Source organism: Solirubrobacter ginsenosidimutans, assembly GCF_027587205.1.
Map to the genome: position 1 here is coordinate 14,614 of NZ_JAPDOD010000065.1, position 20,965 is coordinate 35,578.

Here is a 20,965-nt window from a genome sequence, read left to right on the forward strand (position 1 = left end):
CCAACTTACCCGCGCTCGCTGTGCACGTCCATCGACATTTTCCGCTCACGCTGTACGGTTCTTCCGAACAGCATGCTCGATCCCCGCCGTCTTCGCCTGCTGATCGCGCTCGAGAGCCTCGGGACGGTGCGCGCCGTCGCGGTCGCGGCGTCGATGAGCCCGTCGGCCGTGTCGCAGCAGCTCGCCGCGCTCGAACGCGAGAGCGGCACCGCGCTGCTCGAGCGCCACGGTCGCGCCGTCGCGCTCACCGACGCGGGTGTCGCGCTCGCCGCCCACGCCCGCGCGATCCTCGAGCGCATCGGCGCCGCCGAGGAGGACCTGCGGGCGCTGCGGGATGCGCCCGCCGGCACGGTGCGCATCGCCTCCTTCACGAGCGCGATGCGCGCCTTCGTCATCACGGCCGCGGCCACCGCGGGCCGCGAGTATCCGGGCATCGCCGTCCACCTCTCAGAGCTCGAGCCCGACGACTGCGTCCCCGCGCTCACCCGCGGCGAGGTCGACCTCGCGGTGGTGGCCGACTTCGGCGACGGCTCGCTCCCGCACACCCGCAACCTGCGCTCGGTGCGGCTGGCGACGGACGAGCTCAAGGCCGTCCTGCCGCCCGGCCATGCCGCGTTCACCGGCCGGCTCGGCGACCTGGCGGAGGACCCGTGGGTCCTCGACGGCACCGAGCTCGAGCGCCACGTGCTGCGCCGCTGCCGCCGCGCGGGCTTCGAGCCGCACGTCGTCGCCCGGCTGGTGAGCCACGAGGCGCTGCTCTACGCCGTGCACTCCGGCCTCGGGGTCACGATCCTGCCGACGTTCGCGCTCGACCGCGCGGACGGCGTCGAGGTGCGCCCGCTGGAGCCGGTCGCGCGCCGCGAGCTCATGGTCCTGCACCGCGAGGACGCGCTCGACCGCCGGTCGGTCGCGCTCACCCTCGACGTGCTGGTCGCCGCGGCGCGCGGTGCCTAACGCGCGGCGACGCCCTGCAGCGCGGCGATCGACTGGCGGATCAGGCGCGAGATGTGCATCTGCGAGACGCCGAGCCGGCGGCCGATCTCGGCCTGGGTGAGCTCGTCCTCGAAGCGCAGCTTGAGGATCAGCCGCTCGCGGTCCGGGAGCGTCGCGAGCAGCCCGTCGACCATCTCGGCGTTCTCGACCTGCGCGTAGCCCGGGTCGTTGCCGGCGACGAGCAGGTTGATCGCCTCCTCGCCATCCTCGGTCACGGGGCGGTCGAGCGAGTCCGGGTAGTGCGCGGTCGCCGCCCCGAGGGCCTCGATGACCTGCTCGGTCGAGACGTCCATGCGGGTGGCGAGCTCGTCCGGGGTGGGTGAGCGCCCGAGCTCGGTGGTCATCGCCTCGACGGTGCGGTCCAGGCGCAGCTTGAGCTCCTGCACGTCGCGCGGGACGCGCACCGCCCAGCCATGGTCGCGGAAATAGCGCTTGAGCTCGCCCAGGATCGTCGGCACGGCGAAGCTCGTGAAGGCGAGCCCGCGGTCCGGATCGAAGCGATCGACCGCCTTCACCAGCGCGAAGGCCGCGACCTGGTAGAGGTCGTCGATCTCGCCGCGGCCCTTGTAGCGGCGGGCAAGGTGGCGCGCGAGCGGCAGATAGCGCTCGACCAGCTCCTCGCGCGTGGCTTGATCATGGTCTTGGTGGAAGCGGTCGAAGACCGCGGTGTCGCTGAGCAGGGCAGTCATGCGGCACTCCGGGTGAGGGTGAGGTTGATTTCGCTGAGCACCGACGCGGTGAGGGTCTCGAGGATCTCGATCTGATCCGCGGTCCAGGACCTGGGGCGATGGTCGATGACACACAGCGTTCCAAGGGCGTGGCCGGCGCTCGTGATGAGCGGGAAGCCGGCGTAGGCGACGACGTCGAGGTCGCGGATCGCGAGGTTGTCGCGCACGAGCGGGTGGGAGCGGGCGTCCTCCACGATCAGCGGCTCGCGGGAAAGCAGTGTGTGGCGGCAGAAGGAATGCGTCAAGGGGGTTTGACGCGCGCTGCGCCACGGCTCGGCGAGCCCGACGCTGCTCTTGAAGAACTGCCGGTCCTCGTCGACCAGCGAGATGAGCGCCACGGGCGCGTTGAGGAGCTTCGCCGCGAGCTTGGTGAGGCGGTCGAACGCCTCCTCGGCGGGAGAGTCCAGCAGGTCGGTGGAGCGGAGGGCGTGCAGGCGGGCGACGTCGCCGATCACCGCGTCCCGCTTGAAGCGGGGGCGGCTGGAGAGCGCGCCGGCGGCGACCTGTTCGAGCGTGAGCGTGGCCTCGTCGTCGCCGCGCCGCCCGCTCAGGATCCCGAGGCGCATGATCGCCGAGTCGCGCACGAACTGCGCCGCGCTGATGCCCTGGGTCCCCGCCTCGGCCTCCAGCAGCTCCCACAGGTCGTCCCCGAAGCGGACGGTTGTCGCTCGCATGGCCACGGTGCTTCGCTGTACCCGACGTCGGATCAAGTCACACCTGTGGCCGCATTTGCTGGCACGTTCGTGGGGCGATGGCGGATCCGGCACCGTCGCGTCCTGGCAGCCGCGACGTCGGCCATCATGCGCCCCATGAACGCGGACAAGATCGCCCGGCTGGCGCACGACCAGGGGCTCCGGCTCGTGCGCTTCCTCTGGTGCGGAAACGACGGCACCATCCGGGCGAAGGCCTCCGGCCGCGCCGGCCTCGAAGGCCGCTTGGAGCGTGGGATCGGCGTCACCACCGGCATGCAGGTGATGAACAGCCTCGACCAGTTGCAGCACGTGGCCGGGATGGGTCCCGTGGGCGAGTACCGGCTCATCCCGGCGCTGGACACGTTCCGCGTGCTGCCGTATGCGCCGTTCACGGGCGCCGTCCTGACCGACCATCACGGCCTCGACGGCGAGCCCGCGGAGGTCTGCCAGCGGTCCTTCCTGAAGCGCATGGAAGCGCGGCTCGCCGAACGCGGACTCAACCTGCGGGCCGGCTTCGAGAACGAGTTCACGCTCGCCAAGCGCAACGAGAAGGACCGGACGGTGCACCCGCTGGACTCCGGCCTGTGCTTCTCGACGATCTCGACGACCGCTTCGCAGCACTATGCGGACGCGCTGGTCGCCGCGCTTGAGGCGCAACGGATCCCCGTCGACCAGTACTACGCCGAGCTGGGCCACGGGCAGCAGGAGATCTCGACCGCGCACGCGCCCGCCTTGCAGGCGGCGGATGAGCAGGTGCTCGTGCGCGAGACGATCCGCGGCGTCGCGAAGAGCCGGGAGCTGATCGAGAAGCTCAAGGTCGAGCTGACCGCGTCGCTGGCGCCGAAGCCGTGGATCGATCAGGCGGGCAACGGCACCCACGTGCACTTCTCGCTCTGGGAGGGTGACCGCAACCGGTTCTACGACGAGGGCTTGTCCGACCTCGCGCTCGCGTTCATCGCCGGGGTGCTCGAGCATCTTCCCGGCCTGTGCGGCCTCACCGCTCCGAGCTTCAACTCCTACCGGCGCATCGCGCCGGGCACCTGGTCGGGCGCCTACACCTGCTGGGGCCTGGACAACCGGGAGGCGCCGATCCGCGTGGCCTCGACGTTCACAGGCGCGGAGGAGGCGACGACCAACGCCGAGCTGAAGTCCTGCGATGCCACCTGCAACCCGTACCTCGCGCTGGGCGGGCTGATCGCCGCGGGCCTCGACGGGATCCAGCGCGGGCTCGAGCTGCCCGAGCCGGTCGAGCAGGATCCCGCCGGCCTGACCGACGGCGAGCGCGCGCGGCGCGGGATCGCCCCGCTGCCCGCCAACCAGGCGGAGGCGCTCGACGCGCTGGCCCGCGACGCCGTGCTGACCGAGGCGCTCGGCCCGGTGCTCACCGAGTCCTATCTCGCCGTCCGCCGCTCGGAGTGGATGGCCTATTCCGCGGGGGATGCGGCATTCGAGTTTCAAGGTCACTTCGAGAAGTACTGAGCGGGGTCGCGGTCGTCGACCACCACGCGCACGGGATCCTGCGCGAGCCGCCGGCGACCCTGGACGCGTTCCGCGGGCTGTTCTCGGAGAGCGAGGACCCGCGCCAGTGGCCGCACGTCGCGACCGCGGTCACCTACCGGCGGGCGATCCGGGCGCTCGCGGCGCAGCTCGGTTGCGAGCCGGCCGAGGACGCCGTGTACGCCCACCGGCTCGCGACGGATCCGGGGGCGTACGCGAGCGCGCTGCTGCGGGCGACGAACACTGAGGTGCTGCTCGTCGACGACGGGTTCCCGCCCGCGGCGGAGAGCGTCAACTGGCGCGAGCTGGGGTTGCTGGCGGGCTGTGTGTCGCGGCCGGTGCTGCGGATCGAGCGCGTCGCCGCCGAGGCGGGGATCGACGGCGTGCGGGACGCGGTCGCTCGCGCCCGGGCGCGCGGGTTCGCGGCGCTGAAGACGATCGCCGCCTACCGCGGCGGGCTCGACCTCGACCTGCTCGCTGCCGGGGTGCGCGACCCGCTGATCGCGGCGCTGGAGGTCAACGCCGCCACCGGCGACCCGCTGCCGGTGCAGGTCCACACCGGGTTCGGCGACGCCGACCTCTCGCTCCCGCTCGCGCGCCCCGGCCTGCTCAAGCCCCTGATCGAGCGCTTCGCGACGACGCCGTTCGTGCTCCTGCACTGCTACCCGTACGTCCGCGAGGCGGGGTGGTTGGCACACGTCTATCCGAACGTCTTCTTCGACCTCTCGCTGACGATCCCGCACGTGTCGCGGCCGGCCGTCGCGCTGGCGGAAGCGCTCGAGCTGGCACCGGTGTCGAAGCTGCTCTACGCGTCCGACGCGGCGCGCACACCGGAGCTCTACTTCCTCGCTGCCACCTGGTGGCGTGACGCGCTGGCGACCGTGCTGCCGGAGCTGCTCGACGACGCGGGTGAGGCGGAGGAGGCGGCGCGGGCGATCCTGCGCGAGAACGCCGTCTCGCTCTACGGCCTCTAAACCTCAGGGGCGGCTCCTGATTGAAGGTGCCCGCGGCCCGCGAGACGCTGGGCGGATGCGAACGATCCTCCCCCTGGCGCCACTGGTGCTTGTCGTTCTCGCTCTGCACACCTCGGCGGCGCAGGCGGCGAACCCACCCGGAACGGGTGACATCAACGGCGACGGCGTCGCCGACATCCTGATGGGCGACGACGGCGCGACGCCCGGCCGGCCCGGCGCGGGTGCCGTGCGCGTCGTGTTCGGCGCCAAGGGCGCCAAGCGCTCGCTCCGGCTGGCGCGTGGCTTCCGGATCGTCGGCGCCGCGGCCCACGACGGGCTCGCCCGCGACGGCGACTACATGCGCGGGATCGCCGGCGACGTCAACGGCGACGGGCTCGACGACGTCATCGTCGGCGGCTCCGCCTCCCCCCAGGGCCGCAAGCGCGCCGGCGCGGCGTATGTCGTCTTCGGCAAGCGCGACACGCGGGACGTCGACCTCGCCGCTCTCGGTGACGCGGGGCTCGAGATCCAGGGGCCGAGCGCGGGCGGGGCGTTGAACTCCGTCGCGGGAGTGGGTGACTTCGACGGAGATGGGTCCGATGACGTGGCCGTCGGTGCTTCGGGGCTCGACGGCCCCGGCACCAAGGGCGCGGGCGCGGCGTTCGTCGTCGCGGGCCGGCGGGCGGGAGGAGTCGTCGACCTCGCGGCCCCGGACGCCGCCTACCTCACCGTCTACGGCGCCGCGACCGGCGACCAGCGCGCGTGTGACATCGTCGAGGCCACGTCGGAGGACGAGGACGAGGACGGGCCGCCGCACTGCGACGACTTCGCCGGCTGGAGCGTCGCGGGCCCCGGTGACGTCAATGGCGACGGGCGTCCCGATCTGGTGCTCGACGCCGGCCGGCCGTCGGTCGTCTTCGGGGGCGCGGGCGGGACGCTCTCGCTCGGCGCGCTCGGGACGCGCGGCTACCGCATCCGCAACGTCAGCTACACGTCGCACGAGGTCCGGGCCGCCGGCGACGTCAATGGCGACGGCCTGGCCGACTTCACCCTCAGCGACGGCGACAACCCGTACGTCTCGACGCTGGCGGAGGTCATCTTCGGCGCGCGCACGGCGGCCGCGCTCAACTACTCCCGCCCCGGGGCACGCGCACTGCAACTGTTCGGCAACGACATCTTCGGCGTTGCGGGCGCCGGGGACTTCGACGGCGACCACCACGTCGATCTCGTCACCGCGGGCTCGGCGGGCAACGCGGGTGTCGCCTACGTCGCGTTCGGCGCGCGGGCGAAGGGACCGATGCGGCTCGGCAAGCCGGGCTGGCGCGGCGTGCGGATCGTCTCCCGCCACGCGGACGGCGTCGACACCCCGGAGCTGGAGCCGGTCGGCGACGTCAACGGCGACGGCCGCGCCGACGCGCTCTACTTCGACACCAAGCCGCTGGTTCTCCTCGGCGCTCCGGGCACCGCTCGCTTCGACAGCAAGCGCTTGGGAGCGCGTGTTCTGACACTCCGCTGAAAGTGTTCAAGTTCCGGCCGGGGGCGGCCGATACGAGCGCGTGCTCATCGACCCGAGCCCTGGAGCGCCCGCGTTCGTCGCCGGCCTCGGACCGTCTCGACCGCCCGCCTTCATCTACTCCGGCATGGGCGCGCAATGGTGGGGGATGGGCGCGGAGCTGTATGCCTCCGAGCCCACCTTCCGCGCCGCGATCGACCACTGCGACGCGCTTTGGCCCGGCGCCTCGCTGACCCGGTTCTTCACCGGTGGGCTGGACGCTACGCCGATGCCGCATCCCGCCGACGCCCAGCCGGCGGGGCTCGCGCTCCAGGTCGCGCTGACCGAGCTCTGGCGCTCGCGCGGCGTGGAGCCGGCCGCGATCGTCGGCCACTCCTTCGGGGAGATCGCCGCGGCCTGGGCCGCGGGTGCGATCTCACTCGAGCAGGCGCTCTCGATCGCCTATCACCGCTCGCGGCTGGAGGAGCGGGTCGCCGGTCGCGGCGCGATGCTCGCGGTCGCGATGAGCGAGGCGGCGGCGCGCGAAGTGTTGCCGGGCGGGGTGACGCTCGCGGCGGTCAACGGGGCGAACGCCGTCACGCTCGCGGGCACGCCCGCCGCGCTGGACGCCCTGGCGGCGCAGTTGGAGGTCCCGGCGAAGCGTTTGGACGTCTCCGTCGCCTACCACAGCGCGGAGATCGATCACCTGTGGCTGGACTTCCACGCCGCCGTCGGCCACGTCGGCGCCGTGACGCCGCGGATCCCGCTCTACTCGACCGTCGCGGGCGCCGATGTCACGCGCGCCGGCTACTGGTGGCGCAACCTGCGCGAGACGACCCGCTTCGACGCGGCGCTGCGGCGCATGGCGCAGGACGGCTTCACCGTCTTCGCGGAGATCGGGCCGCATCCGCAGCTGAGCGCGCTTGTCCTCGAGGCCGTCCCCGGCTCGGTTGCGGTGTCGAGCATGCGCCGCGGCCGCGGGCAGGGCGAGACCTTCACCCGGGCGCTCGAGCGGGTCCTGGCGCACGCGCCGAGCGCGGCCGGCCTCCACCGCGCGAGCTACGCAGCGGTCTTGCCTAGTTGATCATCACCATCGGATTGCCGAGCACGATCACGCCGCCGTGGGCGGTCTGGTCGCCCATGCGCGCGGCCGGCCGGCCACCGATCATGACCTTCATCGAGCCCTTGACGATCGAGTCGGGCGGGCCGACGCACGTGCACATGCTGCCGACCGTGGCCGCGGGCAGGCCGCCGATCAGGACCGTCGGCACCCCTGGCGGCAGGATCGGCCCGCCGACGTGGGGGACGGGCCCGTTGAACATCGGGCAGGTGTGCATGTCACTGACGCGAGCGGCTGGCGGCATCTAAGGAGTCCTGACGTCGGGCACGGGGCCGATCTTCCCGCATCTCAGGTGCGAGGATCAAGTGCATGTCGCTCTTCGAAGGGTTCGCGGTCGAGGACATCGAGACCCCGCGCGGTGTCGTGCGGGCACGCATCGGGGGCTCCGGGCCGCCTGTGCTGCTGTTGCACGGATTTCCGGAGACGCACCTGATGTGGCACGCGGTGGCGCCGGATCTGGCCGAGCGATTCACGGTGATCGCCGCGGATCTGCCCGGCTACGGCGACTCCTTCCGCCCACCGGTCACCGAAGATCACGCGGGGCACTCCAAGCGGGCGCTGGCGGCGGATCTGGTTGCGGCGATGGCGGCCCTTGGCCATGACGCGTTCGCCCTCGCCGGCCACGATCGCGGCGGGCGCGTCGCCTACCGGATGGCGCTCGACCATCCGGCCGTCGTGACGCGCCTGATGGTGATCGACATCGTCCCCACCGCCGAGGTGTGGGCGCGCGCGGACGCGACGATGGCGCTCGGCTACTGGCACTGGGCCTTCCTCGCGCAGCCGGCTCCGCTCCCCGAGCGGCTGATCGGCGCCGACCCCGACGCGTTCTGGCTCTCGGCCGAGCGGATCGGCCTCAAGCCGGGCGACCCGCGCTATCCGGACGAGGTCGTCGCGGCGTATCGCGCCCAGCTCGGGGACCCGGCCTTCATCACCGCGATGTGCGAGGACTACCGCGCCGCGGCCACTGTGGATCGTGCGCACGACGAGGCCGATCGCGGCCGCCGCACGATCGCCTGCCCGGTCCGCTCGCTGTGGGGTGGCGCGGGTGCGCTCCCGCGGTTCTACGCGGACCCGCTCGAGCTGTGGCGCGCCCTTGCGCCCGATGTCACCGGCCGCGCCGTCGAGGGTGCATCGCACTTCGTCGTCGAGGACGCGCCCGCCGAAGTCATCGCCGAAATCTCGGACGCGTTCGCGTGATCGGGAAGAGAATGTTCTGTGCCCATTTCCCCGGTCGACGCGCACAATGCAGGCACACTCACACCGCTTTCCCGCTTTTGACGGCTCGACAGCGTCCGCCGGTGTCGGCGTGCGCGTGCACGGAATCGGCGTGGCGCGGTGACCCACGTCGAGCCGCTCCCGGTCGCGCGCAGGCAGAGTCAGAACCGTGACCGGGAACAGGCGCTGTTCCGGCGCTTTCAGAGCGGACGCGACCCGGCTCTGCGTGACCAGCTGGTCACCCGCTACCTGCCGATGGCGCGGCGGATCGCGAAGGTCTATGCGCGGCGCCAGGCGCGGGTCTCCTTCGAGGACCTGGAGCAGGTCGCCTCGATCGGGCTGATCAAGTCCGTCGACCGGTTCGACCCGGCCTCCGGCGCGGCCTTCGTCGCCTTCGCCGAGCCGACGATCCGCGGCGAGATCTTCCGGCACTTCCGCGAGTTCACGTGGACGGTCCGGCCGCCGCGCGAGCTGCAGGAGCGCGCGCTGCAGATCGAGCGGGTGAGCTCGGCGATCATCGCCGAGCTCGGCCGCGCGCCGTCACCCGCCGAGCTCTCGCGCTACCTCGGCCTCAGCGTCGAGCAGGTCATGGACGGGCTCGCGGCCTGCCGGGCGCGCGACGGCGCGTCGTTTGACCGCGCCAACGAGCTCGAGACCGACGAGGGCTTCTCGCTGCGTGATGTCGTCGGCAGCGAGGACGTCGGCTACGCCCACGCGGAGGACTCGGCGACGGTCCTGCACCTGATGCGGGTGCTGACCGCCCGCGAGAAGCGCGTGCTGCTCCTGCGCTTCGGCGCGGACCTCACCCAGGCCGAGGTGGGGGAGATCATCGGCTGCACGCAGATGCACGTCTCGCGCATCCAGCGCGACGCGCTGGCGAAGCTGAGCATCGTCGCCGGCGCCGGCCCGCTCCTCGAACCCGCAACCGGAGCTCGCCCGAGACGGGGAAGGTAGAGTCGCGACCGTCGCTGATGGCCCCAAGCGATGTGCACATCCTGAGCACCGAGATCGTCGAGGCTCCCGTCCCGATCGTCCGGGTGCGCGGTGAGCTCGACATCTCCACCGTGGCGCAGCTCGCCCGCGCGCTCAACACGGCCGCGACGGGCGCCGTGCGCAGGCCGCCGCGGCTGGTCGTGGACCTGACGGCATTGGACTTCTGCGACTCCTCCGGGCTGCGCGGGCTGATCGGCGCCGTCAAGGAGGTGCACGTGCTCGGCGGCCGCGTCGTGCTCGCCGTCGAGCCCGAGGGCGCACTCGACCGCCTGCTCGAGCTCTCGGGCCTGCGCGAGTTCCTGCGCGTGAGCGACTCCGTCGAGATCGCGGTCGCGCGCCTGAGCTGAGGGGTGCCCGGGCGAAGTATCGCCTGGCGAGAGTTACCCGGGGCACCCCCCGGACGCCGACCCTGAAATCAGCGCGGGCACCGGTCGACCACGGGTTCGGGCAGGTCACCCGCCACATGGCCGACGTCTTCGCCGCGACGGTGACCGACCCGCTCGAGCAACTGCCGGCGCCAGCGCAGCATTTCGATCCCACGTCACCGCTCGACCCGACTGAGGTCGAAGCGCGCGCGAACCTCGTCGTCGACGTGATCATCTCCGCCTTGCGGGTCTGAAATCAGCGCGCGCCGTGGGGGGTGCCCCGGCGAAATATCGCCTGGCGAGAGTTATCGCGGGCACCCCCAGGGTTGCACCGGCCTCTAGAGGACGAACGTCAACAGCGCCGGGTGGGGGAGGGGGAGTGGCGAGCCACCCGTCCCGGGCTGCCATGAGTCCGCTCGCGGCTCGGCTCTGTTGGACCCGAATTGCCGAGCCGGGATACCGACAGCTACGGGCTACGGAGACAGAAAGGGCGTTCTCACGCGCGCCGATCACCCCGCCCACGGCAACGTGACACGTGGGATGGTGAGCGAGCGTCGACTTTCGTGAGCAGAGCGCGAGAAACTCGACGCTCGCGTCGCGAGCGCGAACCTGATCGAGCACACGTTCAGCTGTCGGGAACCCGGCGCAGTGACGTTCGTCCCTAGAAGGGTTTGTGTGTCCGTTGGCCCGTCGGGAGGCCGGTGGCGGCGTCGCGAACGGCGGCGAGCCCGGTCGGCCTCGGCTGCGGCTTGGCCGTGGCGATGCCGACCGCCGCGACAGCGAGCATGAAGGCGGCAACGAGCAGCGGGAGGGCGCGCCTGGGGTGAGTTCTCGACATGCCACCGACCCTAGGTTCGGGCGCATGGGGTGACAATCGGGAGCCGACCCTGAAATCAGCGCGGGCCCCCGGCGCGTGTGCGCCGAGGGCCCGAGTCGCTTACTCCGACGGCGGCCGGACCGCTAGCGATCCGATCAGGAGGAGGTTGAGGGAGAGCAGAAAGATGGCGCTCGTCATGGGCGTCCTTTCCTATGTGGGGAGTTCGTGCAAGCGCCGAGTGGGGAACTCGGCGCCGGGGTTGGGGAGGAGTCGAAGCCTTGGAGACATCTTGCATCCAAGCTGCGCACTAGCATATCGACTGCCGACATCGTGACTCCTGCCACATCGTCCAGAGAAGCTCGACCTCCCGTCGAGACCGCCGCCCGGCGTGCATACGCCCACGTCAAACAACGCCTGCTCGACGGGCGGTTCCCCGGTGGGACGCTCCTGAGCGAGAACGCGCTGGCGCACGAGCTCGAGATCAGCCGGACGCCGGTGCGCGAGGCCTTCGGGCAGCTGGAGGCCGAGGGCCTCGTCGAGCTCTATCCGCGCCGCGGCGCGCTGGTGGTTCCGATCTCGCCCTCGGAGGCCGACGACGTCCGCGAGGCGCGCATGCTGATCGAGCCCTTCTGCGCGCGGCGCGCCGCCGAGGGCGGCTCGGTCCCGACCGCCGAACTGGACGCCTCGATCGCCGAGCAGGAGCGCGCGCTGACCGGCGCGGGTGGGGACTTCGCGGCGGCCGACCGCTGGTTTCACCGCGCGATCGTCGCCGCCGGGGACAACGCGCTGCTGACCCGCGCCTACGACGCGCTCGCCGACCGGCACCAGCGCATGGCCGCGACCACCGTCGCGCGCGATCCGTCACGGATCGAGCGCTTCATCGCCGAGCACCGCGAGATCGCGGCGGCGCTCGCCCGTGGCGAAGGCGACGCGGCGGCCGAGCTGCTGACCGCCCACCTGCGCTCGGCCCACGACGTCAGACGTCGAGGTGGGTGAGGTCGAGCTGCCGTAGGCGCTCGGGGTCCGACATCGCGTCGATCGCGGCGATCCGCCCGCCGGCGACGGTGAAGCCCATGACCGTGTACGGCCGCCGGTTGGGCGCGACGAGCACACCGGCGGCGCCGTTGACCAGGATCGGCTGCACGTAGGGCGAGAGCCGGGCGAAGGTCAGTGCCTGGCGGGCGACCGCTTCCGCGCCGCGCAGGATCTGCGAGTGGCCGGGCCGCAGCGCGCCGCCGTCGGAGCGCAGCACGATGTCGGGGTCCAGGACCGCGACGAGCGCGTCGAAGTCCCCGTCGCGGGCGGCGGCGAAGAACGCGTCCACGACGGCTCGCTGGCGTGGTAGATCGTCGGTGGGCGCGGGCGCCTCGCCCTGCACCCGCCGGCGCGCGCGGCTGGCGAGCTGGCGCGCCGCGGTGGGGGTGCGGTCGACCATCGGCGCGATCTCGTCGAACGGCACCGCGAACATGTCGTGCAGGACGAACGCCAGCCGCTCCGCCGGCGCGAGCGTCTCGAGCACGACGAGCAGCGCGAGGCCGACGCTGTCGGCCAGCAGCGCCTCCTGCTCGGGGTCGACGTGGGCGGCGGGGGAGAGCAGCGGGTCGGGCACGCGGATCTCGTCCAGCGGCTCCTCGCTGCGGGTGGCGCGCGAGCGCAGCGCGTTGAGGCTCACGCGGGCGACGACCGTCGTCAGCCAGCCCTGCAGGTTCTCGATCTGGGCCGCGTCGGAGCGGTTGAGCCGCAGCCACGCCTCCTGGACCGCGTCGTCGGCCTCCGCGACCGAGCCGAGCATCCGGTAGGCGACCTTGCGCAGGTGGAGCCGGTGGCGCTCGAACTGCTCGGCGAGAAGATCTTCTTCGGTCATCGGTCACATCCGTTCGTCGGCGCGGGTCAACGCGTTGACCCGGCAAACGAAGCAGTTGTGACCAAGGAGACCAGATGACTCAGAAGATCGCCGTCGTGGGTGCGACCGGCCGCGTCGGCCGCCACGTCGTGGACGTGGTGCGCGAGCGCGGCTTTGACGCGGTGCCGATCGCCCGCTCGCTCGGCGTCGACGTGATCGCCGGCGAGGGCTTGGACGCCGCCCTGGAGGGCGTGACGTGCGTGGTCGACGCGGCGACCGGGCCGTCGCCGGTCGAGGCAGAGGCCACGGCGTTCTTCACCACCGCGGCGGCGAACCTCGCCTCGGCCGCCGCCCGCGCCGGCGTGTCGCGCGTGGTCGTCGTGTCGATCATCGGCATCGACAAGTTCAGCGCGGGCTACAACGCGGCCAAGCTCGCCCACGAGCGGGCGTGGCTGGCGCACCCGGTCGACGTCCGCGTCCTGCGCGCGGCGCAGTTCCACGAGTTCGTCGGCCAGCTGCTGCAGTGGGGCCGCCGCGGCGACGTCGCGTATCTCCCCGCGATGCGCACGCAGCTCGTCGCGGCGCGCAGCGTGGCCGAGGCGCTCGTGGACCTCGCGCTCGACGACGCGCCCGCCGGCGGCCCGATCTGGGAGGTCGCGGGCCCGCGCGAAGAGCGCCTGGTCGAGATGGGCCGGCTGCTCGCCGCCCGCGACGGCGACCCGATCCGCATCGAGGAGGGCGCCGACCCCTCCGACCCCTCCGACCCCTCCGACCCCGACGCCCCGCTCTACACGACCGACGCACTGCTCCCCGGCCCGCAAGCCCGCCTGGCCGGCCCGACCTACGCCGACTGGCTCGCTCAGCCTGGCGGTTGACCGCCACGGAACCGCCGGTAAGCCCCCGGCGGCCGGTGGGCGGGGAGGCGTCTGTAAGAGGTGAACCGCCACCTCAAGGAGAACCGATGCGCCTCACCCACCCGCTGGCCACCACGCTGTCCGCCATCGCCACCGCCGCGATCGCCGCGCTCACCATCGCCCCCGGCGCGAACGCGGCGGTCAAGCCGACGTGCGCCAAGGACGGCGTCTGCTTCACCAAGACGTTCAAGGGCTCGACGAAGATCATCACGGTCACCGGCACGGCCGGCAACGACAAGATCGTGCTGTCGAACATCGCCGCGTTCGGCAACAACTCGCGTTCGACGATCGGCGTCAACGGCGTCAAGACCCAGGTCGACGCGACCCATGACGCGGTGCTCGTCGTCAAAGGCCTCGGCGGCGACGATCAGATCAGCATGCCGACGCTCTCCGGCACCAACGGCTTCGTCCTCTACGGGAGCGCCACGCTCGACGGCGGCGCCGGCAACGACACCATCACCGGCGCCAACCGCGCCGACGTCCTGATCGGCGGCGCGGGCCGCGACGTGCTCGACGGCGGCGCCGGCAACGACCAGCTACGCGCCCTCGACGGCGAGGCCGACGTGCTCCACGGCGGCCTCGGTATCGACAGTGCGCTCAAGGACGCGGTCGACCAGGCCGACGGCGTCGAGGCGTAGGAACTACCAGCGCTGGTGCACGTAGGGGGCGATGCGCTCGTCGTAGACGCTGCGCACCGCCTCCATCGTCTCCGCGTCGAGCGCGGGGAGCGCGGCGGCCGCCGCGTTCCCGCGCGCCTGTTCGGGCGAGCGGGCACCCGGGATGACGGTGGAGACCGCGTCGTGCATGAGGATCCAGCGCAGCGCGAACTGCGCCATCGTGACGCCCTCGGGCACGAGCGGCCGGAGCGCCTCGACCGCCTCCAACCCGACCTCGAACGGCACGCCCGCGAACGTCTCGCCGACGTCGAACGCCTCGCCCTGGCGGTTGTACTGCCGGTGGTCGTCGGCGCCGAAGGTGGTCTCCGCCGTGTACTTGCCCGAGAGCAGACCCGAGGCGAGCGGGACGCGCACGATCACACCGACGCCGCGCGCCGCGGCCGCCTCGAAGAACAGCCCCGCCGGCCGCTGCCGGAACGCGTTGAAGATGATCTGGACGGTCGCGACGTTCGGGTACTCGATCGCCTTCAGCGCCTCCTCCACCCGCTCGACGCTGACGCCGTAGGCCGTCATCCGGCCCTCGGCGACCATCGCCTCGAGGTCCTCGAAGACCTCCGGGTGGTAGTAGAGGTCGGTCGGCGGGCAGTGCAGCTGGACGAGGTCCAGCGTGTCGACGCCGAGGTTCGAGCGCGACCGGTCGTTCCACGCGCGGAAGTGCTCGGGCGAGTAGTTGGCGACCGTCTGCTCGAGCCGCCGGCCCATCTTCGTCGCGTACGTGAGCCCCGCATCCGCCCGCTCGCGCAGCAGCCGGCCGACGAGCCGCTCGGAGCGCCCGTCGCCGTAGACGTCCGCGGTGTCGAAGAACGTCACGCCCGCGTCGACCGCGGCGTGCAGCGTCTCGATCGCGGTGTCCTCGGACACCTCGCCCCAGTCCGCACCCACCTGCCAGGCGCCGAATCCGATCTCCGAGACGTTGCGGCCGGTCAGGCCCAGTGTGCGGCTGTCCATGGCGTCCGATCCTAGGACGCCCAGTCCTCGACGCCGGTGCGCACCTCCGCACCGCTGGAAACGGACTCGAGGATCGCGAGGCTGATCAGGTGATCCTGCAGCCCGTCGGCCAGCGGGTACGGCTCGGGGCCTTCGTCGCGGGCCCACGCGCCGACGCCCGCCAGCAGCAGCGCGACGCCCAGATCGTCCTCGGAGAACCGCGCGCCCATGAACGGATTGCGGTACAGCACCGCGCCGTCGAGGCTGATGTGATCGAGGTCGAAGCCCTCGAGGTTGAGGTCGATGCCCGTCTGGCGGCGGATCAGGTGGGACTCGACCACCGTGTGCGCGTCCGCCAGGCGCACCACGCGATCGTCGACGAGCTCTCCGGTCGTGCCGCGAACGACGATGCGCCGCGCTCGCAGCGGGTTCCACCACTGGTTCTCGGTGAAGTCGTAGAGGCCCATGCGGCCGCCGAAGTCGAGCGTCGCCAGCGTCGTGGCCTTCGGCGCGGGCTCGACGTTCCCGTGCCAGTCGCCGAAGCCGATCGGGTCCGCGAGCGGCGCGGTGAAGGAGCGGGCGGAGACGGTCACCGGCTCGAAGCCCACACCGAGCAGCCCGCGGATCATCGAGACTGCGTGGTAGAGGTGCGTCGAGGAGACCTGGACCGAGGTGGGCGAGCCGATCGCGCCGGCGCGCACCGCCGCCAGGCGAGCCGCGTGCGCCGGCATCAGCAGGTACTGCTCGGCGACCTGCACGAGCCCGGTCGAGCCGACGTCGCGCCACAGCGCCCGCAGGCCGTCGAGATCGGGCGCGGGCGGCGTCTCGGCCAGCACCCGCACGCCGTGCGCGACCAGCTCGCGCGTGGCGTCGGGCGTGACCGCCCACGGCACCGAGACGATCACGAACTCCGGCCGTTCCGCACCGAGCAGCGCGTCGACCGTCCCGAACACCGGTACGCCCTCAAACGCGCTCGCCGAGCGACTGACCACGCCCGTCACGCGGAAGTGCTCCGGCGCCATCCGCGCCAAGCGGCAGAAGAACGCGGAACGCCAGCCTGTACCGATGACGCCGAACGTCGTGGCCATCAGGCGCTACAGGTTTGCAGCTCCCCCTCGACGATGAGTGCGACGGAGTGGCCAAGGGCCGCCGCGATCCGGCCGTCACGATGCATCTCCTGCACGACGCCGTCGATCAGCGAACGGAACGCCGTGCGCTCGTCCCCCGGCTCGACCGACGCCAGCCACCGGCCGCACAGCGCGAACCCGAGCGGGTCCGCGAGCCGGTCGCAGACCACGCACGCAGTCGGGCATTCGAACTCCCAGCGGCTCCACTCGAGCACGCCCCACGCGAACCGCGAGTCGAACGGGCGGCGCGCCCGCACGTGCCGCGAGGTGTTCCAGCCGATGCTCACCGTCAGATCCTCGCCCAGCCACGCCGAGACGATGTAGACGTCCTCGCGAGCGCTCGCCGGCACGGTGCGCAGGACCCGCTCAACGCAGGCGGCGACGTGGTCGGAGAGCGCTTTCATGAGACCAGCTTCGGCCCGGCCGGTAACGGGTCGGTAATACCGTCTGAGCGATGGAAGCCGGCTTTGAGCCGATCGGCCCGCGCCGGGCCTTCGAGGGCGCCGTCGAGCAGATCGCGCAGCGCATCCGTCACGGCGACCTCGGCGAGGGCGACCGGCTGCCCAGCGAACGCCAGCTCGCGGAGGCGATGCGGATCAGTCGCCCGACGCTGCGCGAGGCGGTCAAGGTGCTCTCCAAGGCGGGCGTGCTCGAGGTCCATCCGGGCGCGACCGGCGGGATCTTCGTCGCCTCCGGCTACGTGCCGATCGAGCTGTTGCGGCAGCAGTCCGACGTGCGCCTGGCCGAGGTCGCGGGCGTGCTGGAGGCGCGCCGTCTGCTCGAGCCGCAGGTCGCCCGCTTCGCGGCCGAGAACGCGTCCGAGGCCGACTTCGAGCGCATGCAGATGACGATCGAGGCGCACAAGCAGATGCTGCGCAGCGGCGAGGTGCTCGAGCGCGAGGATCGCTTCCTCCAGCTCGACATGCAGTTCCACGTCCGCATGGCCGAAGCGACCGGGAACGCGACCGTGGTCGGGCTAATGCGCTCGCTGCTGCGCCGGCTCGAGATCGGGCGCGACCTCGCGCTGCGCCAGCCGCCGATCCCCGAATGGGTAGTCGACATCCACGAACGCACGCTCGCCGCGCTGCGCTCGTGCGACGATGCCGCGATCGCGGCCGTGATGGACGAGCACCTGGGCGGTATGGAACGCGCCTGGGAGCAGGAAACCGGGCGGAAGTTGCGCCTCTTAGGTTGACTTCGCCGCCGCTTGGTCTACTTTTTTACCAATGGCGGTGCTCCCGATCACTCATCGGCGACCCTCGACCCTTCGGATCGAGGATCGCTACACAGCGCAGGACGGCCAGGTCTTCCTGTCGGGCGTCCAGGCGCTCGTCCGGCTCCTGCTCGACCATCGCCGCGCCGACGCGGCCGCCGGGCTGCGCTCCGGGATCATGGTCTCGGGCTACCAGGGGTCGCCCCTGGGCGGATTCGATCGCGAGCTCGCCCGTCTGGGCTCGCTCGGCGCCGAGCACGACATCGTCCACCGGCCGGGCGTGAACGAGGAGCTCGGCGCGACCGCCGTCTGGGGCTCGCAGATGGCCTCGTCGCTGCCGGGCGCGCGCTATGAGGGCGTGCTCGGGGTGTGGTACGGCAAGGCGCCGGGCGTCGATCGCGCCTCTGACGCGATCCGCCACGCCAACTTCGGCGGCACCGATCCGCGCGGCGGCGTGCTCGCGCTGTGCGGCGACGATCCCGCCTCGAAGTCCTCGACGCTGCCGAGCGCCTCGGAGTCGCTGCTCGCGGCGCTTGAGGTCCCCGTGTTCGCGCCCGGCAGCGTGCAGGAGGCGCTGGATCTCGGCCGCCACGCGATCGCCTGCTCGCGCGCCTCAGGCCTCTGGTCGGCGCTGAAGATCACGACCGACGTCGCCGACGCGACCGCCGGCGTCGAGGTCGGCGCGCACCGCGTGACGCCGCGGATGCCGCTGCTCGAGTGGGAGGGCGCGCCGTACGTGCACCGTCCCTCGTCGAACCTGCTCGCGGCCGCGTCGCTGGAGCTCGAGCGGACGCTGCGCGAGGTCCGGCTCCCGCTCGCCGTGCGCTACGCGCAGCTGAACGAGCTCAACCGGGTCGTCGTCGAGGCGCCCGGCGCCCGGCTGGGGATCGTTGCCGCCGGCACGGCCGCCCACCAGGCGCTGCAGGCGCTGCGCGACCTCGATCTCAATGACGTGCGCGTGCTCCAGATCGGCATGCCGTACCCGCTCGACGCGGCCGCGGTGCGCTCTTTCGCGACCGGGTTGGACGAGGTGCTGGTGCTGGAGGACAAGGGCCCGTTCCTCGAGCGCCTGGTCAAGGACGCGCTCTACGGCACGCCGGCCGCGCCGCTGATCACCGGCGAGCGCGACGACCGCGGCGTGCGGCTGGTCCCCTCGACCGGCGCGTTGACGCCCGACAAGATCGCGCGCGCCATCGGGCGCCGCGTCGATTCCGCCGCGGTGCGCGAGCGGCTGGAGCGCCTGGACCGGGTCGTCGACGAGCCCGCGGTGGGCGCGGTGCGCGCCCCGCACTTCTGCTCCGGCTGCCCCCACAATTCGAGCACGCAGGCCGAGGACGACCAGCTCGTCGGCGCCGGGATCGGCTGCCACACGATGGTCATGCTCGGCGCCGCCAACACCCACGGCGACGTGCGCGGCCTGACCCAGATGGGTGGCGAGGGCGCGCAGTGGATCGGCGCCGCGCCCTTCCTCGAGCCGCGCCACTTCGTCCAGAACCTCGGCGACGGCACGTTGCATCACTCCGGCTCATTGGCGATCCGCGCCGCGATCGCGGCGGACCTCCACGTCACCTACAAGATCCTCTACAACTCGACCGTCGCGATGACCGGCGGGCAGGACGTCCCGGGTGGGATGGCCGTGCCCGAGCTGGTCCGCAGCCTCGAGGCCGAGGGCGTCAAGCGGGTGATCATCACCGCCGACGATCCGTCCCGCTACGAGGGCGTCACGCTCGCGCCGCTGGCCGAGGTCCGCCCGCGCAAGGCGCTGCGGCGCTCGCAGAAGGAGCTCGCGGCGCTCTCTGGTGTGACCGTGCTGATCCACGATCAGGCCTGCGCGACCGAGCTGCGCCGCGCCCGCAAGCGCGGGAAGGCGGTCACGCCGCCGCAGTCGATCGTCATCAACGAGCGCGTGTGCGAGGGCTGCGGCGACTGCGGCGAGAAGTCCGGCTGCCTGTCGGTCGAGCCGGTCGAGACCGAGTTCGGCCGTAAGACACGCATCCACCAGAGCTCCTGCAACAAGGACTTCTCGTGCCTCGAGGGCGACTGCCCGTCGTTCATGGAGGTCATCGCGCCGAAGGCGGCCAAGCGGCGCGCCGCGCCGCCCGCTCCCGCGCTGGCCGAGCCCGCGCTGACGGAGGCGAGTGAGGTGCGCGTGCGGCTGGTGGGGATCGGCGGCACCGGTGTCGTCACGGTCAGCCAGGTGCTCGGGATGGCCGCGATGCTCGACGGGCGCCCGGTCGGCGGCCTCGACATGACGGGCCTGAGCCAGAAGGCCGGCCCGGTCGCGTCCGACGTGCGGATCGGGGGCGAGGCGGGTGTGGCGAGCCCGTCCACGGGCGGAATCGACGTGCTGCTCGGCCTGGACATCGTCGCCACCGCGACCTCCCAGCACCTGGCGATGAGCGACGCGGCGCGCACCGTCGCCGCGGTGTCGACCAGCGTCGTGCCCACGGCCGAGATGGTCGTGAACCCGCGTGCGGGCGCGCCCGATCTGGCCGCGGCGCAGGCGGGGATCTCCGCCGCCACCCGCGGCGGCGTCTTCTTCGACGCGCAGGCGCTCGCGCTGGCGCTCTTCGGCGATCACATGCCGGCCAACGTGATGGTGCTCGGCGCGGCGTGGCAGCAGGGCGTCATCCCCGTGTCTCTGGGGGCGATCCGGCAGGCGTTCGAGCTCAACGGGACCGCCGTGGAGCAGAACCTCGCCGCGTTCGACTGGGGCCGCGCCGTCGTGGGTGCGGCGGACGCCGTGGCGGAGGTGCTCGCGCCGGCTGAGGTCTCGCGGGCGCTGAGCAAGGCTGAGCGCACCGTGATCGATCGGCTCGCGCCCGAACCGGGCGAGCTGCGGCGGTTGCTGGAGATCCGCGTCCCCGATCTCGCGGGCTGGGGCGGCGCATCCGCGGTCGCGCGCTACGCCGACGCGCTCGAGCGCGTGCAGGCCCACGGCGACGACGCGCTGACCGAGGCGGTCGCCCACGGCCTCTACAAGCTGCTCGCCTACAAGGACGAGTACGAGGTCGCGCGCCTGCATCTCGAGGGCCTGCGCGATCTGCCCGAGGGCGCCAAGGTCAAGTTCCTCTTGCACCCGCCGGTCCTGCGGGCGCTGGGCATGGACCGCAAGCTGCGGCTCGGTCGCTGGTTCGTTCCCGCGTTCCGGGCGCTCAAGGCGGGCCGGCGGCTCCGGGGTACGGCACTCGATCCCTTCGGGCGCGCGGAGGTGCGGCGCGTCGAGCGCGCGCTTCCGGACGAGTACCTGGCGCTGGTCGAGACCGCGGTCCAGCGGGACCCGGCCACCGCGCTGGCCGTCGCCGAGCTGCCCGACATGGTGCGCGGCTACGAGGACATCAAGCTCGCCAACGTGGAGCGCTTCCGCGCCCGCGCCGCCGAGCTGCTCTCGTAAACTGG

The 20,965-nt window shown here is 72.4% G+C and carries 22 protein-coding genes; 14 read left to right on the forward strand and 8 right to left on the reverse strand.

Annotated features, from left to right (window positions below):
• Window positions 1-72 precede the first annotated feature (72 nt).
• Window positions 73-954 carry a LysR family transcriptional regulator gene (locus tag OM076_RS39315; protein WP_270045662.1) on the forward strand — a complete coding sequence of 294 codons (882 nt, stop codon included), beginning with the start codon at window positions 73-75 and terminating at the stop codon, window positions 952-954.
• On the opposite strand, the gene OM076_RS39320 is transcribed toward OM076_RS39315, so the two are convergent.
• The gene (locus tag OM076_RS39320) at window positions 951-1,682 is read right to left on the reverse strand and encodes a SigB/SigF/SigG family RNA polymerase sigma factor (protein ID WP_270045663.1); all 732 of its coding nucleotides are present in this window, start codon (window positions 1,680-1,682) and stop codon (window positions 951-953) included. The genes OM076_RS39315 and OM076_RS39320 overlap by 4 nt on opposite strands.
• On the reverse strand, window positions 1,679-2,395 hold the full coding sequence (locus OM076_RS39325) for a GAF domain-containing protein (protein WP_270045664.1): 717 nt from the start codon (window positions 2,393-2,395) through the stop codon (window positions 1,679-1,681). Before OM076_RS39325 ends, OM076_RS39320 begins: the two co-directional genes overlap by 4 nt.
• Before the next feature lie 135 nt (window positions 2,396-2,530).
• Here OM076_RS39325 and OM076_RS39330 point away from each other — a divergent pair, with 135 nt between their 5' ends.
• Genes OM076_RS39330 through OM076_RS39345 form a run of 4 tightly spaced genes read left to right on the forward strand, consistent with a single transcriptional unit; the run spans window position 2,531 to window position 7,439 of the window.
• On the forward strand, window positions 2,531-3,892 hold the full coding sequence (locus tag OM076_RS39330) for a glutamine synthetase family protein (protein ID WP_270045665.1): 1,362 nt from the start codon (window positions 2,531-2,533) through the stop codon (window positions 3,890-3,892).
• Window positions 3,829-4,884, forward strand: a complete 1,056-nt coding sequence (locus OM076_RS46570) for an amidohydrolase family protein (protein WP_270045666.1) — start codon at window positions 3,829-3,831, stop codon at window positions 4,882-4,884. Before OM076_RS39330 ends, OM076_RS46570 begins: the two co-directional genes overlap by 64 nt.
• 55 nt (window positions 4,885-4,939) lie before the next feature.
• A complete protein-coding gene (locus OM076_RS39340; protein ID WP_270045667.1) occupies window positions 4,940-6,379 on the forward strand; it encodes a hypothetical protein in 1,440 nt (479 codons plus the stop codon).
• A 40-nt stretch (window positions 6,380-6,419) separates the two neighbouring features.
• Window positions 6,420-7,439, forward strand: coding sequence for an acyltransferase domain-containing protein (locus OM076_RS39345; protein WP_270045668.1), 1,020 nt, complete (start codon window positions 6,420-6,422; stop codon window positions 7,437-7,439).
• Here the strand turns inward: OM076_RS39345 and OM076_RS39350 are convergent.
• Window positions 7,432-7,719: a PAAR domain-containing protein gene (locus OM076_RS39350; RefSeq protein WP_270045669.1), complete on the reverse strand. Its 288-nt coding sequence runs from the start codon at window positions 7,717-7,719 to the stop codon at window positions 7,432-7,434. The two genes, OM076_RS39345 and OM076_RS39350, sit on opposite strands and share 8 nt — an antisense overlap.
• A 65-nt stretch (window positions 7,720-7,784) precedes the next feature.
• Between OM076_RS39350 and OM076_RS39355 the strand changes: the two genes are divergently transcribed.
• The 4 genes from OM076_RS39355 to OM076_RS39370 all read left to right on the forward strand — a co-directional run bounded on the left by OM076_RS39355 (window position 7,785) and on the right by OM076_RS39370 (window position 10,302).
• A complete protein-coding gene (locus tag OM076_RS39355; RefSeq protein WP_270045670.1) occupies window positions 7,785-8,672 on the forward strand; it encodes an alpha/beta fold hydrolase in 888 nt (295 codons plus the stop codon).
• 138 nt (window positions 8,673-8,810) lie between these two features.
• The gene (locus OM076_RS39360) at window positions 8,811-9,644 is read left to right on the forward strand and encodes a sigma-70 family RNA polymerase sigma factor (protein ID WP_270045671.1); all 834 of its coding nucleotides are present in this window, start codon (window positions 8,811-8,813) and stop codon (window positions 9,642-9,644) included.
• A 17-nt stretch (window positions 9,645-9,661) separates the two neighbouring features.
• Window positions 9,662-10,030 carry an STAS domain-containing protein gene (locus OM076_RS39365; protein ID WP_270045672.1) on the forward strand — a complete coding sequence of 123 codons (369 nt, stop codon included), beginning with the start codon at window positions 9,662-9,664 and terminating at the stop codon, window positions 10,028-10,030.
• A gap of 116 nt (window positions 10,031-10,146) precedes the next feature.
• The gene (locus OM076_RS39370; protein ID WP_270045673.1) at window positions 10,147-10,302 is read left to right on the forward strand and encodes a hypothetical protein; all 156 of its coding nucleotides are present in this window, start codon (window positions 10,147-10,149) and stop codon (window positions 10,300-10,302) included.
• Window positions 10,303-10,709: 407 nt separating this feature from the next.
• Here OM076_RS39370 and OM076_RS39375 read toward each other — a convergent pair whose 3' ends face one another.
• A complete protein-coding gene (locus OM076_RS39375; protein WP_270045674.1) occupies window positions 10,710-10,886 on the reverse strand; it encodes a hypothetical protein in 177 nt (58 codons plus the stop codon).
• 309 nt (window positions 10,887-11,195) lie between these two features.
• Here OM076_RS39375 and OM076_RS39380 point away from each other — a divergent pair, with 309 nt between their 5' ends.
• Window positions 11,196-11,861, forward strand: a complete 666-nt coding sequence (locus OM076_RS39380) for a GntR family transcriptional regulator (protein ID WP_270045675.1) — start codon at window positions 11,196-11,198, stop codon at window positions 11,859-11,861.
• On the opposite strand, the gene sigJ is transcribed toward OM076_RS39380, so the two are convergent.
• Entirely contained in the window at window positions 11,842-12,729 is an 888-nt protein-coding gene (gene sigJ, locus OM076_RS39385; protein ID WP_270045676.1) for an RNA polymerase sigma factor SigJ, read from the reverse strand. The genes OM076_RS39380 and sigJ overlap by 20 nt on opposite strands.
• Before the next feature lie 74 nt (window positions 12,730-12,803).
• Here sigJ and OM076_RS39390 point away from each other — a divergent pair, with 74 nt between their 5' ends.
• The gene (locus tag OM076_RS39390) at window positions 12,804-13,583 is read left to right on the forward strand and encodes an SDR family oxidoreductase (RefSeq protein ID WP_270045677.1); all 780 of its coding nucleotides are present in this window, start codon (window positions 12,804-12,806) and stop codon (window positions 13,581-13,583) included.
• An 86-nt stretch (window positions 13,584-13,669) separates the two neighbouring features.
• On the forward strand, window positions 13,670-14,260 hold the full coding sequence (locus OM076_RS39395) for a calcium-binding protein (RefSeq protein WP_270045678.1): 591 nt from the start codon (window positions 13,670-13,672) through the stop codon (window positions 14,258-14,260).
• A 3-nt stretch (window positions 14,261-14,263) separates the two neighbouring features.
• Here OM076_RS39395 and OM076_RS39400 read toward each other — a convergent pair whose 3' ends face one another.
• The 3 genes from OM076_RS39400 to OM076_RS39410 are packed head-to-tail and all read right to left on the reverse strand — an operon-like array spanning window position 14,264 to window position 16,757.
• Complete coding sequence (locus tag OM076_RS39400; protein WP_270045679.1) at window positions 14,264-15,247, reverse strand: aldo/keto reductase; 984 nt, start codon at window positions 15,245-15,247, stop codon at window positions 14,264-14,266.
• 11 nt (window positions 15,248-15,258) lie between these two features.
• Window positions 15,259-16,314, reverse strand: a complete 1,056-nt coding sequence (locus tag OM076_RS39405) for a Gfo/Idh/MocA family protein (protein WP_270045680.1) — start codon at window positions 16,312-16,314, stop codon at window positions 15,259-15,261.
• Window positions 16,314-16,757, reverse strand: coding sequence for a hypothetical protein (locus OM076_RS39410; protein WP_270045681.1), 444 nt, complete (start codon window positions 16,755-16,757; stop codon window positions 16,314-16,316). The genes OM076_RS39405 and OM076_RS39410 overlap by 1 nt, the downstream gene beginning before the upstream one ends.
• Window positions 16,758-16,807: 50 nt before the next feature.
• Here OM076_RS39410 and OM076_RS39415 point away from each other — a divergent pair, with 50 nt between their 5' ends.
• Both OM076_RS39415 and OM076_RS39420 read left to right on the forward strand, forming a co-directional pair.
• Window positions 16,808-17,548 carry a FadR/GntR family transcriptional regulator gene (locus OM076_RS39415; protein ID WP_270045682.1) on the forward strand — a complete coding sequence of 247 codons (741 nt, stop codon included), beginning with the start codon at window positions 16,808-16,810 and terminating at the stop codon, window positions 17,546-17,548.
• Window positions 17,549-17,579: 31 nt separating this feature from the next.
• Window positions 17,580-20,960: an indolepyruvate ferredoxin oxidoreductase family protein gene (locus OM076_RS39420; protein WP_270045683.1), complete on the forward strand. Its 3,381-nt coding sequence runs from the start codon at window positions 17,580-17,582 to the stop codon at window positions 20,958-20,960.
• Window positions 20,961-20,965 lie beyond the last annotated feature (5 nt).